The sequence below is a fragment of the Marinoscillum furvescens DSM 4134 genome (assembly GCF_003386095.1).
GTDB classification, from domain to species: Bacteria; Bacteroidota; Bacteroidia; order Cytophagales; family Cyclobacteriaceae; genus Marinoscillum; species Marinoscillum furvescens.
Window position 1 is genome coordinate 132410 of record NZ_QREG01000011.1, and the last position, 17797, is coordinate 150206.

The window sequence follows — 17797 nt, forward strand, 5'->3', positions numbered from 1 at the left end:
GTATCTTTGCAAACAAAAAAATAAAGCCTTATGATGAACCCCTGGCATGATGTAAGACTTGGTGAAGACGCCCCAGAAGTGGTCAATGGTATCATTGAAATCCCCAAAAACTCACGAGCAAAATACGAACTGGATAAAGAGTCTGGGATGCTGATTTTGGATCGGGTGATCTATTCATCGATGTATTATCCAGCTAACTACGGTTTCATTCCTCAAACTTACTGTGACGATCAGGATCCCTTAGACATTCTTGTGCTGACACAAATCACTGTAGATCCATTGTGTATAGTGCCTGCCAAAGTAATTGGGGCTATGCAAATGCTGGACCAGGGCGAAAAAGATGATAAGATCATTGCTGTGGCTGCTGGGGATATGAGTGTCAACCACCTAAATGACATCACAGACCTGGGACCTCACTTTGTAAAAGAGCTTCAAAACTTCTTTGAAGATTACAAGAAACTGGAAAACAAGACGGTAGTCATAGAGGACTTTCAGAATAGAAAAACAGCCCTGGACATAGTGTCTAAAGCCATTGAAGATTACGATAAAAAGTTTCGTTAACTACGACTTAATCCGGAGGAATTTTTTTCAGCTGGATAAACGCTCTGCATTGGCCAGCCCGCAGCTTATACATGTGAGGACACCTTTGGGGTTTTCAGCACCGCAGGCTACACAGTGATACTTATTCACTTCCAACAGCAATGCTCCATTGTCGTCCAAATACCGGACTGCAGTGGAGCATTTTTTACAGGTATAATTATGTAAGTGTGACAGTCGCTGCACTGTAGCGCATGAAGGGCATTTCACCACCACAGTGTTTTTCTGACGGTTGAAGGTCTTTACCCTCCACCAAAAAAACAGTGGAATTACCACTAAGACCACAACAATAAAAAAATAATTTTCTATTCCCATTAGATTCAATTTACTTAGAAGTAAAGTATTTCCGACCATGAGATTAACTATTACTTTGTTGATTATGTGTTTGGCCAATATGCTATCGCTGGCTCAAACTCCCGTACCGTACCAATTACACGGCGGTAAATCCTACCATGTGGTAGCCCCACCCTCAGCACCTAAGGCGCTGGTAGTATTTATCCCTGATTTTAATCAATCCACAGAACACCTCCTGAGTGATACTGACATGGAGGAGTTTGCATATGTACATGGAGTAGCTACAGTAGTGATTCCGTGTGGTCCCAAACTCTATGCAGACAGACATGTAGTCAAGCAAATAAATCAGGTGATTGACTCTGTAAAAAGCAAATACGAGTACCCTGAAGAAAAGATAATGATCGGAGGATTTGGAGCTGGGGGCACTATTGCATTGCGTTATGCTGAGTATTGCCTTGCCTATTCAGACGACTACCCGATTCAGCCAAAAGCTGTTTTCGCCATAGATGCACCTGTAGACCTTACCTTCAAACATAATAGCCTGACCCGGGAACTGAGTGATCAAGCCACTGCCAATGGTATGGAGCCGGAAATGGTTTTAGGCATCATGCACCGCGAGCTTGGTGGCACACCTGAAGAAAAAACCTATAAATACGAAGGTTTGAGCCCGTTTAACACATTTGAGGAGAAAGGAGGTAATGCGAAACACCTACAAAGCATCCCGGTAAGACTGTACTACGATACCGACATCAACTGGCAGCTATCAAAATACCATCGCAGCCTTTTTGACATGAATGTGCTACCCGGCTCGGAGATGGTCAAACAACTCCAACTTCAAGGGAATCACCATGCCGAGCTGATCATCAACACGCGAATAGATAAAGAGCATCCACTTGAACGAAAACCAGGCATACGACTGCTAGACGAGAAAGAATGGACCGACTGGATGTTGGGGATATTCAAAATACCTAAGCACAACGATTTCTCCTATCACAAATGACTATACAGACCACTCGCATTCACACGCCACTTGGAGACATGGTAGCGGGGGCTGTAGATAGCGGCATCTGTTTACTGGAATTTCACGATCGCCGAATGCTGCCTACTCAGGAAAAACGAATCACATCACTTCTAAAATCAAAACTGCAAGAAGGTCACCACCCACATTTTGATACTTTGCGCAACCAGCTTGCAGAATATTTTGAGCAGAAACGCACACAGTTTGATGTGCCCATCACCTATCCTGGGTCTGCTTTTCAGCAAAAAGTATGGCAGTCGTTATTAAAAATACCCTACGGAAAAGTGCACTCATATGCCCAGCAGTCAGAACTGCTGGGAGATAAAAAAGCCATTAGAGCGATGGCTAAAGCAAATGGAGACAACCGACTGGCGATACTCATTCCATGCCACCGTGTAATTGGTAGTGATGGCAGTTTGGTAGGCTATGGCGGCAAACTTTGGCGCAAAAAAGCTTTACTGGAACTAGAAGGTGCATTGCCAAAAACTCCAGAACTATTCGCCTAAGATCGCATGGCAATTGGTGCAGCCAAACAACTTTCAGGAATACCAAAAGCATCTACCAGCGCCACAGCATCTTCCCGCATTTCCAGGCATAGCTGATTGATTACTCGACGAATTGCTTTGGTCTTTGCTCCTTCCATATAACCATGCTCCAGGTACCAGCCTTTGTTTTTCTCCATTCGGCTAAGGGCATACAGCTGACACGCTTTCTGAAGTGCCGATTTGCACTGTGGATCACTTACTTTCTTTAGAGCATCTTGAAACTGCGTGAGAACAATTCGCTCAATGTAAGCAAACCCCACATTCACCATGTGATATTGTGTTTGATTAAAAGCATCAAAAGAATCCATTCCATTATCAAGATGCTTCTTGATACGACGAGCAGCAGAAGTAAGAATATCCCGCTCCCGGTATTCAAATGCGCTTTTATGAAAGTCCAAATCCAATAAATGTTCAGGGTCTGTATTTCTGGTAATGATTGGGTTGAGCTCTGTCAGACTCGTTTTTGCCTGTGAAGCCACGTAATTGATGATCCCAAACAGGTTGATGTCTGCAAACTCCTTTTTAAATTCTGAAAGCCGACTTTTGGCAACCAACTGCATCAAGACCGTATTGTCTCCTTCAAACGTGGTGTACACGTCGGTATCATTTTTTAATCGATCCAGCCGGTTTTCACTCAGATAACCCTTACCTCCACATGCTTCCCTGCATTCTTGCAGTCCTCTGGTAGTGGCCCAGGTTGCGTAGGCTTTCAGCCCGGCTGCCATGGCCTCTATTTCCTGCATATCATCGTCAGTTCGATCCAAAAATCGCTGCGTGAGGTGCTTTAAGGCAAAATGCAGCGCATAGCTTTCCGCTAATAGCGGCATCAATCTCCGCTGATGTGTCCGGTAGTTGAGTATAGGCACTTCTGCGCCATTTTCAGGTCCAAACTGCCTGCGTTGATCACCATAGCGTATCGCAATCGTCAACCCACTTTTTAGCGCACTCAGACCTGATCGTGGTATCCCTATCCTGCCTCCTACCAGAGTTCCCAGCATCGTAAAAAAGCGACGGTTGTCACTGGCTATCGGACTTGTAAACTGCCCGGAGGAATCTACAGAGGCGAACCGGTCCAACATGTTATCTTTCGGAATTCGAACCTGATCAAACCAAATACGCCCATTATCCACTCCATTTAGGCCCATTTTATGGCCACAGTCGGCTATGCGAACACCTGGTAGCTCATGTCCATGGTCGTCTCTTAGCGGCACCACAAATGCATTCACACCATAGTCCGTATCACCGATAATAAGTTTCGCAAATACAGTAGCCATTTTTCCATGTACTGCGGCATTTCCGATGTACTCTTTTCCTGCGGCTTCATGAGGTGTGTTTATCACAAATGATGCACTTTCATGATCATAAGTAGCTGTGGTTTCTATTCCCTTCACATTGCTTCCGTGGCCAGTTTCTGTCATTGCAAAACAGCCGGGAAGCTCCAATGCACCAATCCTCTTCAGGTAGGCCTTATGGTGCTTCTCAGTCCCTAAAAAATAGACACTCATCCCCCATAACCCAAACTGCACGCCAAATTTGATCACCAAACTCAGATCATGATACGATAGGGTTTCCATTATGGCAAAATAATCGCGTATGCTGTCTCCACCTCCATAGGCTTTTGGGTAAGCCATACTGCCAAACCCCTGATCAGCCAGGTATTTGCACCAGGTGAAGACCTGCTCCCGATACTCATCGACATCCTGTTTTGGGAAATAAATGAATTCTGGATCAGAAATGATGGTTTTTACTCGTTTGATGACCTCAGACTCCTCACCTTCCAAAATAGAAGTCATTTGATCGATTTCAAAACTTGAAGAGGATCGTGTACTTTGAGTTTGGGCTACCCGGTCTTGCGATCGCAAATGAAAAGCAGCTTCATGCGAAATGATCCCTAGCGCTTCTTCTATATCTGTGAGTGGAGCTCTTGCTTCATCCAATGTCTTATCATCCTGGTTGCGAGCATTGAGCCGAGCTAATTCTATCCCTATATCTACCAAACTTTTTTTCATGTCTGCAGATAGACTTCCCGCTGCCCGACGAATTTCCACCAGCCAGCTTTTAAGTTCATCAGGACTCGGAGGAGTTTTGGGGTCCAGCTTGCCTAACAGAAACGCCCGATCCTCTTCTGTAACCCATAGCTGATTATCGACAAGCTCCCGAATTTTCAGGATCTCACTAGGCGTCAATATAGCATCTGCCCAAACCATGTAAAACATGGGCATAAAAGAAAAAAGGTAAGGGTTCTCGTGAAATCGGCTATTGTTGTTCATATTCCATATTTTCAAACGAACTAAAGATACAATTTAGTCTTGTAGAATGGGGTAAAAATTGACCTCTTAAATAGTGTTAAAATGCTAAAATTGGGAAACTGTTCGATACAATTTTATCTTTCTTTACACATGCGGTGGATTGTAGTGATATTTTTATTGGGTGCTGTGACCGTCATGGGGCAGCATAGCGTGACAGGCAAGGTGGAAAATGAGAAGGAAGAAGCTGTGGGCTTTTGTCATGTAGTCAACCGCTCTACTGGTCTTGGAAAAGTAAGCGACATCCATGGTAATTTTAAGATAATGGCGCGTCGCAATGACACACTTGAGATTTCGTACGTAGGGCATCAAACGCTCACGTTGCCCGTAACTAACGATATGTTGGTGAATTTCGTAAAGGTCACATTACCCATAGACACGATCCAGCTCCCAAAAATCACGATTTACGCTGATCGCTACTACAAGGTTCCTTTGAATATCAAAGGCCCTGCTATCCATATACCAGGTGTAACTATCACCAACCCTCCTGACCCTATCAAGCCTGGTGATGTCACTTTAGGAGCCTCTGGAGTAGGTGGTGTACCAGTGCCGGCGGCCACAATTCATGGCCCCATTACTTATTTCAGTAAGGATGAACGAGAGAAAAGAGCAGCGCTAGAGGCCTATGAAGAAACAAGAGAAACGATCACTTATCAAAAGTATATAGCGCAGGACTCGGTGCGAAAGAAACTAAGCGCTATCTACGGATTAGATAGCGCAGAATATGACCAAATCATCGTTCAGCTACACCAACAATATCCCGGCATACAAAAGACCTACCACCCCAATGAAATTTGGAACTGGTTGCTCGCATATTTTGAACGAACGGTTCCTTTTGTAAAAGGCTATTAGTCGTACTGTGAAAGTACTATGCCCACTTTAGCATTGAAAGTAAAAATGTGAGACCAGGTATTGCTGAGCAGTTGGTTTCCATCTCCCTGATTTTCAAACTCAAAAATCGTAACGTTTTCGTCGTTGGCGCTGTTTTTACTAGACAAGTACCCTAGCCCGATACCTGCATCTACTTCAATCAGTACTCTTGGATGAGCTTGTTCCTGCACTCCAAACTTCAAAATACCTGTCCAGCGATTCGTTGACACTTCCGTTTCTTCAGAACTCAGATAATTACAGGACCAAAGATCATCTCCAGTACAGCCATAACCAAGTGTCAGCCTATCCTTCACTTTTAAGAAACGATAATCCCCAGCAATACCAACATACAAAGAGCCGCTCGGTGAATAAGGAGCTATATAAGCCCTTAAATCCGTAGAGGTTTTAACCCCGATAAAATTGGATGCTGGTTCGTTGGTTTCGTATACGGCCATAACATACCCCAACTCCTGACTAACAGAAAACCGTTGCAAAAACCTGTGTTCCATGGCCAGGGTCAGAGCTGGGTCTTTTGGGTGAACCAAATCTGTACCATCTACTTTTAAAACCCATTTATTGAAAGTAGATACATGTGCCTGCGCGCTATCCGGGTTTTGAGCCTTTACATCCAATAGCAGCATGCTCAAACATAGTGCTGTATAAACCACTCTCATCTTAAGGGACTGTATAGTAGCAACTCATCTTCTTCGCACCCAAACTGAAAGATACCTTCATCACGTGTAATGATTAGCGTATTATCCAGAGGAATCATATCATTGGCGGGAATGTCATACACCTCCTTTTGTCTCGGGAATGAAGGGTCCTCCAGACTAAATCGGACAAGCCCAAACTGACCTTCTCCCACAAACAAATCTCCTTTGAAAAAAGCCAATCCTCTGGGGTTCGTCATTGGGATCTCAGCTACCAATTGAGGGCTTCTGATATTGCTTATGTCCAATACAAGTAAATTATTGACCTCCATAATGTTGTTGCAAAACTCCCCGGAGCGAATCGTCACGTAAGCATATTGATCATTGGCAATGACCGGATCACAAGCTGTAGAATGTGTATAATCAGAAACATAAACTGGAGAGCCATCCTCTTGAATCCCATAAATTTGCATCCCTGTTTGTCCTCCGATAAACAACATGCCATCATAGCCAAAAATGGTTTCTATCCCCCATCCTAAAGAGGTAGAAGAAGCGTGTTTGGGGTTTCTTTCATCAGAGATATCGATGGCCTGAAGTTCTGAGTCATTCACTACATATAAAAAGTCACCAGCTATAGAAAATCGGGCAGTAGAGCCCCCTACTCCGGTTTCATTAAAATCTATGGCCATTTCACCAGCGGTGTCCATACAGCCCGCTATCGTTACAATAGATAGTATCCAAAAAAGCCTTTTCATGGTCGGTAGCATTTAGGTTTTTCCAATTCAGTGCGCTCCCAGCCCACTACTTTTCCTTTTTCAGGGTCCACACACTCAAAGTATGAATTGTTTTCAAAAGGGTATTCCTCCGAAAAACCCATTACTGATTCTATACGCTTTAGGAGCAGCACAGTGTCCTGGGTGACTTCCAGAGCGAGGAGATCATTGTAACTGTCTGCATACATAACACCCTTTTTGATTGCCACATCATTATTCCCAGGAATAGACAAAAAGCGCAAGTTTGTTGGATTTTTAGGGTCGGTATTGTCAAAAATATGCACCCCTTTACCTACTTCATTGACAAAAAGCAGGTTTTGATACGCGTATATTTTACCGGCCAGTTCTATAGCCCTGGCAGATTCCAATGCTAACTGCTGATCACCATCAGCATAGATCGGCTTGAAGCCCATTACAGACTCCTGTTCAAAGTCCGGCTCGAAACTATCGGTACAACCGATCAGTAAACTGCCAGCCATTAAAAGTGAAGAAATAAGTACTCTCATAGACGGTTTGGTTGTTTGTAATATTGACACTACAATCAACCAAACCGTTGGTTCTTGACAGGATTATTTTTTAACGAGAAGATTAATAGTCCGAGCTGCGCCCGCCTTTATCAATCATTTCTCGTAAAAAGCCATTGAAGTTTTCCTGTGCTAAAAGTTCTTCCATGGTGAGATGAAATCTGTAGCGCCAATAGTGTTGCGGATTGGCAGGCACATTGATACGCTCCTCTTCGGGAAGAAGCCTTCTGAGCTGACCATCCATTGCCACAAAATCCTGCAATGGAATGATGGACAACATGCTCGGAGATTCCAGATGTTGCTGAATTACCTCTTTAGCTACCCAGGGCTCACAATAGTACGGGGCGCCTCCCTCTTTTCCGAGGATAGTAGTATAAAATCGCTGCGTTCGATCAGGGTCCTCCTGCCACCACTCACGCAGCGTGGACATGTCATGGCTTCCCGTGCTGGTCACACTCAAGTAAGGTGTATCTGCAGGATGCCAAAACTCGCGATCATCATTGGGCATTCGCTGTATAGCCAAACTCAATATTTGCAACTCATCCATCACACCGGGAACACACGCAGGAACCATCCCCAGATCCTCACCACAGATCAACATATCTGTAGCCTCCTTCAGCATGGGAAGTTTTTGCATGGCACTTTCTCTCCAAAAGTCATTATGTCGATGGTAGAAATAATGATTATACAAATCGTCCAGTCGTTGTTTTGTATAATCGTCCAACTCCTGGTAGCTATAGGTGCTGTGCATCCCAATGCGGGGGTTAAAAGCTTCTCCGCCGGTGCCCGGGGCCTCCAGCAACAATACTTCACCACACAACCTCAACAGATTGCTTTTCAACCAGTTATTATACTCCGCACTCAGTGGTTCATTAGCAACCTGCTGATCAAAGTGTTCTTGGAGCTTGCGCTGCGTATCATACTCAGGCTTAAGCTGATAAGCACTTTGAGCTTCACTTTTTGTTAGATACTGCCCAATTACCTGCTCTGCATGGCTACCAAACAGATCGAACATCATATGTTCACGAATGTATGGCTTGCAAAACCGGTCATAATCAAAGGCTATGCCTCGCTCCTGCAACTCAGACTTAAACACGGGCAAAGCAGGGTTGAAATGCCCAAGAATTCCTTCTACATGGTCACGAGGAATTTCCCAGATTCTGAAAAAACCTAAAATGTGATCTATTCGAAAGACATCAAAATAATCTGACATTTTTACCATTCGATCTTTCCACCACTGGTAACCATCTTTGGCCATTTCTTCCCAGTTGTAAGTGGGAAACCCCCAGTTTTGACCTGAAATCGAAAAATCATCAGGTGGCGCCCCTGCCTGCGTATCCATGTTAAAAAGGTGGGGCAGCCGCCAGGCATCCACGGAGTTTCGATAAATACCAATAGGAATATCCCCCTTCAACACCACACCATGCTTTCGGGCGTAGTTGGTGGCGTTTTTTAGTTGCGCATCCAGGTGAAACTGAATGTAGTAGTGCACCGCTACCTCATCGTAGTGTTTCTTGTCTGGAGCTACCAGCTGTTCCAATTGCTCATCGGTAATGCTTGCATAGCTTCCCCACTGTGTAAAATCTACCGTTTCATGTTTATCTCTGAGATAGCAAAAAGCCGCATAATCTTTTAACCAATTTTCGTTTGTAGCCAAAAAGGCTTTAAAGGCCTTGCTCTTCAGAAACTTCGCTTTGTTGTCTGCGTAGCTCTGTCGGTAAAACTTCATTTTAAGGTTCATCACCCCCTCATAATCTATTTCAGGGAGGTCATTGAGTTTAGTTGCTTCCTCATCAATCTGCTTTTGCAGTTTCTTGTCTTTCAAGTCCCCTATGGCTTTCATACTGCCATAGATTGGATGAAGAGCATCTACCGAGATGGCTGCATATGGATAACTATCCGTCCAGGTTTTTGTGGCTACAGTATCATTTACGGGTAATACCTGAATAATTTCCAGTCCAGTTTTAACTGACCAGTCCACCAATTTGGGGATATCGGCAAACTCTCCTATTCCGGCCCCGTTTTCTGTACGAATAGAGAAAACTGGAATAGCCACACCAGCAGTCTTCCAGGCACCCACAGGATATTTGAAAAATTCGTCGGACTGTACAACTAATCGCTTCTTCTGCTTAAAATCAAGGAGTGGAAAATAGCGGTTTTCCCCTTCTTCCCAGGTAACTACCTTTTTGTCCTTATGACTGTAAATCACATATTTATACTCAAAAGGTGGAGCTCCCTCCGAAATAGGAACATCCACAGTCCACACCGGAAAGTCCTCATCACTCATCAGCACTATGTTGTTTTCGTCCCAGCTGCCCAGACATTCATGGCTACCCACTATAGCCATCTGATAATCTCTCCCTATACGCGGAGCTCGTAGCTGAAACCGTACATAGTTTGACTTAGCGTCATAGGTATGGGTCGGTTGTTCTTGATGAGCTCGCTGAAAAAAGGCTTTGTAAAATGGAGCTGTATATAGTGCATTTTCCACGTGCTTATTTGGGCGCCATATGTCCCTGAACGTCAAATTGCGAAACTGCTTTAAACTGCGATGAATTCTGGGTTTTCCAAACTCTCGATGAATAGTTTCCTCATTAGATTTGATCAGGTATCGGTAACTAACCTCTCCTACATCTTTCACGTCCACTTCTAGTTCCCACTGATCTCCCGAGGTAGGCACCAAGGGTACGGCATTACGTTCTTCATCATTGCCCAGCTCAGGCAAAGATCCACAAATACACACTTGCTCACCCCAGCTGGTACGGTAGCTAATTACAAACTTTAGTTTCATACTTCTTTTTTGGCTTCACATAATCGTCCTACAAGTCTCAATCCCATTCCAAAATACAATCATCAAATCGAATTATTTTTTTTGATCCAGTGCTGATTTTTAATCCTCTTCAACCCGATTTTACTACTAATGGGTCAACTTTTTGGAAACATCAAAAATCTTGATCCTACTCTATCTGAAAAATACAAACGTTTGAAAGCTTCAACTACACAGGTTTTATTGGTTTTTTGACAATTGAGACCGTTTTTCTCTGGGTTAAAATAGGAAATTACCAATAATACAGCACCCATAATAGAAGAATTTAAAAGGTAGGGACAGGTATGAAGGGAAGCTCTTATATTTGTGACATCTTAGAATAACCAAAATACTTACTTATGAAATTCAGACCTGGTGTACTTACTGGAAAAGAAGCAACCGAACTGCTCAATTACGCTAATGAAAACGGATTTGCGCTTCCGGCTGTAAACACAATCGGCACTAACTCAATAAATGCTGTTTTGGAGACTGCAAGAGACGTAAAAGCCCCTGTCATCGTGCAATTCTCCAATGGAGGTGCAGCTTTCATCGCTGGTAAAGGTTTAAGCAATGACGGCCAAAAAGCGGCTGTGGCCGGTGCTGTAGCCGGTGCCAAGCACGTGCATCAGCTCGCAGAGCAATATGGAGTTTCAGTAATTCTACACACGGATCATGCAGCTCGTAAATTGCTCCCTTGGGTAGATGGCATGATCGAAGCAAACGAAAAGCACTTCGAAGAAACCGGAGCTCCACTTTTTAGCTCACACATGATTGACCTCTCCGAGGAGCCTATCGAAGAAAACATTGGCACTTGCGTGAAGTATTTTGAGCGCATGGCTAAAATGGGAATGACCCTGGAAATAGAACTTGGTGTAACTGGCGGTGAAGAAGATGGTGTAGACAACACAGACATTGACAACAGCCGTCTTTATACGCAACCGGAGGAAGTGGCTTACTGCTACGAAGAACTCATGAAAATCAGTCCAGATTTCACAATAGCTGCTGCTTTTGGTAACGTACATGGTGTATACAAGCCAGGAAACGTAAAGCTTACTCCTAAAATTTTGAAAAACTCTCAGGAGTTCATTCAGGAAAAATTTGGAACTGGCCACAATCCAGTGAACTTCGTATTCCACGGAGGATCTGGATCAACACGCGAGGAAATCCGTGAAGCCATCTCTTACGGAGCGATCAAAATGAACATTGATACAGATTTGCAGTGGGCATTCTGGGATGGTGTAAAGAATTACTATCAGGCCAAAGAAGGCTACCTGCAAGAGCAAATCGGCAACCCTGATGGAGACGATGTACCAAACAAAAAATTCTACGATCCACGTGTGTGGCTCAGAGAAGCAGAAAAGTCTTTTGTAGAGCGACTAAAGCTTGCTTTCGAAGATTTGAACAATATCAACACAAACGCTTAATTCAATCGTTTGTATTACAAAAAAGCCATTCTAACAGGTTAGAATGGCTTTTTCTTTTTCATAGAGCAAGGTTTGCAAAAGCTCCTTCTTTACGTAATTTAGGCTTCCAATGTCCTATATAGAGAAGTATGAAAAACCTTACAATTATTGCCTTTATGGCCTGTATGATCATGGCCTGCTCTACAAAAACTCAAGAACAAACTACTACTGAATCCACCTCTATGGAATCTCCCAATCGCCCGATAGTCTATCAGATATTCACCCGTCTTTTTGGAAACACCAACACGACTAACACACCCTGGGGCACGCTCGAGGAAAATGGCGTTGGGAAATTTGATGATATCTCCTCGAAGGCTTTAGACGAAATAAAGGCCATGGGCATAACCCATGTGTGGTACACAGGAGTCATAGAGCACGCACTACTTACCGACTATACCGATTATGGAATTTCTCTGGATGATGCTGATGTGGTGAAAGGCCGTGCAGGTTCTCCTTACGCGATCAAGGACTACTATGATGTGAATCCAGACCTGGCAAATGATGTCACGAACCGTATGGCGGAATTTGAAAGTCTGGTAAAACGAACACACCAGGCAGGACTTAAAGTGATCATTGATTTTGTCCCCAATCATGTTGCCAGATCTTATTACTCAGATGCAAAGCCTGAAGATGTGATTGATTTTGGGGAGGACGATGACAATTCCGTACGCTTTGCTCCCGACAACAACTTCTATTATTTACCAGGCAAATCCTTTGAGGTACCCGAAGCTTACGAGTCACTAGGTCCCCACCCTCACCCTACCAAAGACGGTAAGTTTGATGAAACCCCAGCTAAGGCTACAGGCAACGATGTATTCAGCGCTCAACCTTCAGTACATGATTGGTTCGAAACAGTAAAACTCAACTATGGAGTAGACTATCAGGATGGAGGGCGTGTCAATTACTTTTACAAGACACCTGACACCTGGCTGAAAATGAAGAATATATTGACGTACTGGGCTGCTAAAGGTGTAGATGGCTTTCGGTGTGACATGGCCGAGATGGTTCCTGTTCAGTTTTGGGAATGGGTGATTAAAGAAGTGAAAAGTGAGTACCCGGAAATAAGCTTTACAGCAGAAATCTACAACCCCAATGCCTACCGCACCTACATACACACAGGTGGATTTGACTACCTCTACGATAAAGTAGAAATGTATGACACGCTCAAAAACATCATTAGAGGGCATGCCAACTCCGATGCTATTACCGGCATCTGGCAGCGGCAGGAAGGTATAGGAGATCAGATGCTCCGATTCCTGGAAAACCATGACGAGCAGCGCATTGCAAGTCCTGATTTTGCCGGAGATGCCTCCAAAGGGATACCAATGATGGCCGTTTCAGCTTTTATGCACAAGGGACCAGTTATGATGTATTTTGGACAAGAGGTGGGCGAACCTGGAGCTGGAGCGTCTGGATTTAGTGGTGATGACGGACGCACCACCATCTTTGATTACTGGGGAGTGCCAGAGCACGTCAAGTGGGTAAACAATGGTGCCTATGATGGTGGTCAGCTGAGTGACGCTCAGCGTTCATTGAGAGTAGCATATTCCAAAATCTTAAAGGCTTGCAATGAACTCCCTGCACTGCGCAGTGGGGGTTTCTATGACCTACACTATTACAACCGAAATGAACACTACACCGGTTACTCCGATTACGTATATGCCTTTGTGAGGCATACACCGGATCAGGTGCTGTTGATTGTCGTAAACTTTGATCAAAACGAGCAACAAGCATCTATCAAAATCCCGCAAGCTGCCTGGGAGACGTTTGGCATCACTACGAATCAAATCAAAATTGATGGTAAACATGCTTTTAGCCGTGAGACCACATTGGATTCTCAACAGGATAGTGAGCTCATCGTGAAAGTTCCCGCCATGAATTACCAAATTTTTGAACTAAGCGAATGAACTGGTTGAAACAACTGGTTTATAGTCTTTGCCTCATGGCCACTTGTAGCCAATGTAGGCCGATTGGTGAAGAAAGCTCCAAACCAACAACAGTAGAAATGTGGCAAGATCGAGTAGTATATGAAATTTTTGTACAGTCATTTTGTGACAGCAATGGAGACGGCATTGGAGATCTCAACGGTGTAACCAGCAAACTGGACTACCTGGCAGACCTTGGCGTTGGAGCCATTTGGCTGACTCCAATACATCCTTCTCCCTCTTATCACAAATATGATGTTACAGATTACTACAGTATCCATCCCGATTATGGCACGATAGAAGACTTTCAGCGTTTGCTAAAAGAAGCACATCAGCGTGACATTAAGATTGTCATCGACCTGGTTATTAACCATTGCTCGCACCTTCATCCCTGGTTTAGGTCAGCACTAGATCCGGAAAGCGAATTCAGAGACTTTTTTGTATGGGCTAGTGAAGCCGAAATCAAAGCGGAAGACAATCTGGTAAAAGAAATCACTGGCGACAGTGACAACACCCACCAATGGAACGCAGTACAAGGGCAAGATGAAATGTATTTTGGCTTCTTTTGGAGTGGTATGCCAGACCTCAATTATGACAATCCTCGCGTACGAGAAGAAATCTATAAGGTGGGAAAATACTGGCTCACTGAGATTGGTGTTGATGGGTTTCGCTTAGATGCGGCCAAGCACATTTACCCAGACCATCGCGCCAAAGACAATCACGCTTTTTGGAAAGAATTTAAATCTACCATGGAGTCATACAAACGGGATGTTTATCTCGTAGGTGAAGTATGGGCTGATCTTCCCACGCAGGCACCCTTTGCTGGAGGATTCACTTCATTGTTCAATTTTGATCTTTCATTTTCCATCATGGAAAGTGTGAAAAATGAACGGCTCGTAGGTGCTACTATCCATAAAAATGCGTGGAGATTACTAGAAAATCAATCTCCAATATCTTTATTTTTAGCCAGTATGGAGGCCTTTACCCGTAACAACCCCAATTTCATCAATGCGACTTTTCTCACCAATCATGACCAAAACAGAGTGATGTCATTTTTGGAAAACGAGCAAAAAGGAAAGCTGGCCCCGGCTATTTTACTGACATTTCCGGGTATTCCATATATCTACTATGGAGAGGAAATTGGAATGCGCGGGATGAAACCAGACGAGCAAATTCGGGAACCAATGCTCTGGGATGATGAAGAAAACGATGGGTGTAGAACTCGATGGATGACGCCAATATACAACATCAACGGCACAACACCTTCTGTGAATCAGCAGAGGTCTAACACTAGCTCCATGTACCATCACTACCGGAGGCTTATTCAAATTAGAAATCAGTCCGAAGCCCTCCGGCACGGTGGCCTGGCATCAATAGACCTAAAGGACGATGAGGTGCTAGCGTATGTAAGAGAGTACGGAACAGAATTGGCACATGTCTATCACAACCTCAGTGGTCAGTCCAAATCGATCGTCAAAGCTCCGGGTGACATGGTTTTTGTGACTAAAGACTCCAAACTCGAAGGAGAAACAGTAGTTTTGCCTCCTTATGAATCCATAATATTTATCTCAAAACCCCAAAAATAGATTTACACCCAATGAACAACATTTCAGTAATCGGATCTGGCACCATGGGCAACGGCATAGCTCATATATTTGCTCAGCACGGCTATCAGGTAGCATTGATTGACATCTCACAAGACGCTCTACAGCGTGCACTGGCCACCATAGGCAAAAACCTGGACAGGCAGTTAGCGAAAGAGAAAATCACTGAGGATGATAAAACCACAACACTTAACAATATATCCACCTACACGGATATTAGCGAAGGTGTAAAAAACGCCGACCTGGTAGTGGAAGCAGCAACAGAAAATTTTGAGATCAAAAAACAGATCTTCGAGACTATGGATGCCCACGCACCGGATCAGGCCATCTTGTCAACCAATACTTCCTCTATTTCTATCACGAAAATTGCAGCTGTCACCAAACGACCTGAAAAGGTGATCGGGATGCACTTCATGAATCCTGTACCTGTCATGAAACTAGTAGAAGTAATTCGAGGGTATGCTACTACTGACGAGACCACCAGGTTGGTAATGGAAACATCGAAGAAACTTCAAAAAGTACCCGTAGAAGTTAACGATTACCCAGGCTTTGTAGCTAACCGCATCTTAATGCCTATGATCAATGAGGCTATTTATAGTCTATTTGAAGGCGTAGCAGGCGTAGAGGAAATAGATACAGTTATGAAACTCGGAATGGCACACCCTATGGGGCCATTGCAACTAGCCGATTTCATCGGATTGGACGTATGTCTTTCCATCCTACATGTCCTCCATGATGGGTTTGGAAACCCTAAATATGCTCCATGCCCCCTTTTGGTCAACATGGTGACAGCAGGTTTCAAAGGAGTAAAGACGGGTGAAGGATTTTACAAATACACACCGGGTTCCAAAGATTTAGTGGTAAGTCCACAATTTAAATAGTCCTATACAGAAGGCGGGCAGGACTGCCCGCCTCTTTACCGTGTGCCACTTGCTGAAATTCTCTCTATTTTTTCTGACTTAGTACCACTTAGATAGTCAGGTCTTCTTAAATTCGGAGGGAATAATTTTCAAACCGAACATTTTTTTATGAGAATAGCAATCATCGCACACGATGGCAAAAAGGCTGAAATGGTGGCCTTCCTACTGAAGTACAAAGAATATCTAGAAAAAATAGAACTGGTATCAACAGGCACTACGGGCTCACATGTAGAGAAAGCCGGACTAAAAGTGCTGCGATACCTGTCAGGTCCACTAGGTGGTGATGCACAAATTGCCGCAGAGGCAGCCGAAAAGAAACTGGACATGGTCATCTTTTTTAGAGATCCGTTAGACAAACACCCGCATGAGCCTGATGTACAGATGCTTATGAGAATCTGCGATGTTCACGATATTCCATTGGCTACCAACCCTGCAGCGGCCAGACTTATGATGGACACCTTACTCAAAAGAATCTAACTGACATGCAAAAGCTGAATTGGGGCATCTTGAGCACTGCAAAAATAGCGGTGGAGAAAGTCATTCCAGGACTTCTCAAAAGTGATGATTTAGCCGTTAGAGCCATTGCTTCCCGTAACCTGGAAAAGGCAGGCAAGGTGGCTGAAGAGCTCAATATTCCGGTTGCTTATGACTCCTATGAAGCATTGCTCTCAGACCCGGAAATAGATGTTATCTATAACCCACTTCCCAATCATCTTCATGTGGAGTGGACCGCCAAAGCAATAGAAGCAGGAAAACATGTGCTCTGTGAAAAGCCCTTGCTGCTTACTGTACAGGATGCTGAACATCTCATCAAGCTACGCAACAAATACAATGTAAAAGTTGGCGAAGCTTTCATGGTAAAAAGCCACCCGCAGTGGCAACGTGCTAAAGCCATCATTGATTCTGGCTTATTGGGAGGAATTCGGCTGTATCAAGGCACGTTTTCTTATTTTAATGCAGACCCACAAAACATTCGAAACATTGCTAATTATGGCGGAGGTGCTATGTGGGACATTGGGTGTTACCCGGTAATGACTAGTCGTTACTTGTTTGGCGAAAGCCCTACCCGAGTGATTGCAAGTCTACAGATAGATGAGCAATTTGGCACTGACGTGCTCTCTACGGTACAAATGGAATTTTCCTCTGGAATTAAAGCTCAGTTCGCAGTAAGTACTCAGGCTGCAGCCTACCAGCGCGTACATGTTCTGGGTACTGAAAAAGAATTGGAAATCATGATTCCTTTCAATGCACCTACGGATCAGCCGACCGTGTTGCGTGTCAATAGTGCTGATATTCTGAGAAAAAATGAGGTAGAAGAACTGCTTCCTCCTTCTGATCAGTACCAACTTCAAGCTGAAGACTTTTGCAGAGCTATTCTGGAAAACACAAGTGAGCCGGTGACTCTGGAAGACGCTCGCGACCATTGCAGGATCATAGAAGCCATCTTCGAATCAAACAAAAAAGGCACCTGGATCAATATTCAGGTACCTTAGCTCCTTATT

15 protein-coding genes are annotated in these 17797 nt (G+C 44.1%); 10 read left to right on the forward strand and 5 right to left on the reverse strand.

Annotated elements, in window-relative coordinates; translation table 11 throughout:
- Positions 1–30 precede the first annotated feature (30 nt).
- The 3 genes from C7460_RS12735 (at position 31) to C7460_RS12750 (ending at position 2415) form a co-directional block, all read left to right on the forward strand.
- A complete protein-coding gene (locus tag C7460_RS12735; protein ID WP_170148000.1) occupies positions 31–561 on the forward strand; it encodes an inorganic diphosphatase in 531 nt (176 codons plus the stop codon).
- 388 nt (positions 562–949) lie between these two features.
- Positions 950–1891 (forward strand): hypothetical protein, encoded by a 942-nt coding sequence (locus C7460_RS12745; protein ID WP_147302943.1) that lies wholly within the window; start codon positions 950–952, stop codon positions 1889–1891.
- A complete protein-coding gene (locus C7460_RS12750) occupies positions 1888–2415 on the forward strand; it encodes a methylated-DNA--[protein]-cysteine S-methyltransferase (protein ID WP_115868496.1) in 528 nt (175 codons plus the stop codon). The genes C7460_RS12745 and C7460_RS12750 overlap by 4 nt, the downstream gene beginning before the upstream one ends.
- Here the strand turns inward: C7460_RS12750 and C7460_RS12755 are convergent.
- The gene (locus C7460_RS12755; RefSeq protein ID WP_115868497.1) at positions 2412–4724 is read right to left on the reverse strand and encodes an acyl-CoA dehydrogenase family protein; all 2313 of its coding nucleotides are present in this window, start codon (positions 4722–4724) and stop codon (positions 2412–2414) included. The two genes, C7460_RS12750 and C7460_RS12755, sit on opposite strands and share 4 nt — an antisense overlap.
- A 129-nt stretch (positions 4725–4853) precedes the next feature.
- Between C7460_RS12755 and C7460_RS12760 the strand changes: the two genes are divergently transcribed.
- Entirely contained in the window at positions 4854–5612 is a 759-nt protein-coding gene (locus C7460_RS12760) for a carboxypeptidase-like regulatory domain-containing protein (RefSeq protein ID WP_170148001.1), read from the forward strand.
- On the opposite strand, the gene C7460_RS12765 is transcribed toward C7460_RS12760, so the two are convergent.
- The 4 genes from C7460_RS12765 to C7460_RS12780 form a co-directional block, all read right to left on the reverse strand.
- Positions 5609–6304 (reverse strand): hypothetical protein, encoded by a 696-nt coding sequence (locus C7460_RS12765; protein ID WP_147302944.1) that lies wholly within the window; start codon positions 6302–6304, stop codon positions 5609–5611. The genes C7460_RS12760 and C7460_RS12765 overlap by 4 nt on opposite strands.
- Positions 6301–7035: an LVIVD repeat-containing protein gene (locus tag C7460_RS12770; protein ID WP_170148002.1), complete on the reverse strand. Its 735-nt coding sequence runs from the start codon at positions 7033–7035 to the stop codon at positions 6301–6303. Before C7460_RS12770 ends, C7460_RS12765 begins: the two co-directional genes overlap by 4 nt.
- Positions 7032–7559, reverse strand: coding sequence for a hypothetical protein (locus tag C7460_RS12775; RefSeq protein WP_147302945.1), 528 nt, complete (start codon positions 7557–7559; stop codon positions 7032–7034). Before C7460_RS12775 ends, C7460_RS12770 begins: the two co-directional genes overlap by 4 nt.
- A gap of 82 nt (positions 7560–7641) precedes the next feature.
- A complete protein-coding gene (locus C7460_RS12780) occupies positions 7642–10368 on the reverse strand; it encodes a 4-alpha-glucanotransferase (RefSeq protein WP_115868502.1) in 2727 nt (908 codons plus the stop codon).
- 374 nt (positions 10369–10742) lie between these two features.
- On the opposite strand from C7460_RS12780, the gene fbaA reads away from it, so the two are divergent.
- From fbaA to C7460_RS12810, 6 genes are all read left to right on the forward strand, one after another.
- A complete protein-coding gene (gene fbaA / locus C7460_RS12785; protein ID WP_115868503.1) occupies positions 10743–11807 on the forward strand; it encodes a class II fructose-bisphosphate aldolase in 1065 nt (354 codons plus the stop codon).
- A gap of 128 nt (positions 11808–11935) precedes the next feature.
- Positions 11936–13753: an alpha-amylase family protein gene (locus C7460_RS12790; protein WP_221409518.1), complete on the forward strand. Its 1818-nt coding sequence runs from the start codon at positions 11936–11938 to the stop codon at positions 13751–13753.
- Positions 13754–13851: 98 nt separating this feature from the next.
- The gene (locus C7460_RS12795; protein ID WP_170148003.1) at positions 13852–15357 is read left to right on the forward strand and encodes an alpha-amylase family glycosyl hydrolase; all 1506 of its coding nucleotides are present in this window, start codon (positions 13852–13854) and stop codon (positions 15355–15357) included.
- A gap of 11 nt (positions 15358–15368) precedes the next feature.
- Complete coding sequence (locus tag C7460_RS12800; protein WP_115868505.1) at positions 15369–16256, forward strand: 3-hydroxybutyryl-CoA dehydrogenase; 888 nt, start codon at positions 15369–15371, stop codon at positions 16254–16256.
- Between the two features lie 147 nt (positions 16257–16403).
- Complete coding sequence (locus tag C7460_RS12805) at positions 16404–16772, forward strand: methylglyoxal synthase (RefSeq protein WP_115868506.1); 369 nt, start codon at positions 16404–16406, stop codon at positions 16770–16772.
- A gap of 5 nt (positions 16773–16777) precedes the next feature.
- Complete coding sequence (locus C7460_RS12810; protein ID WP_115868507.1) at positions 16778–17788, forward strand: Gfo/Idh/MocA family protein; 1011 nt, start codon at positions 16778–16780, stop codon at positions 17786–17788.
- Positions 17789–17797 lie beyond the last annotated feature (9 nt).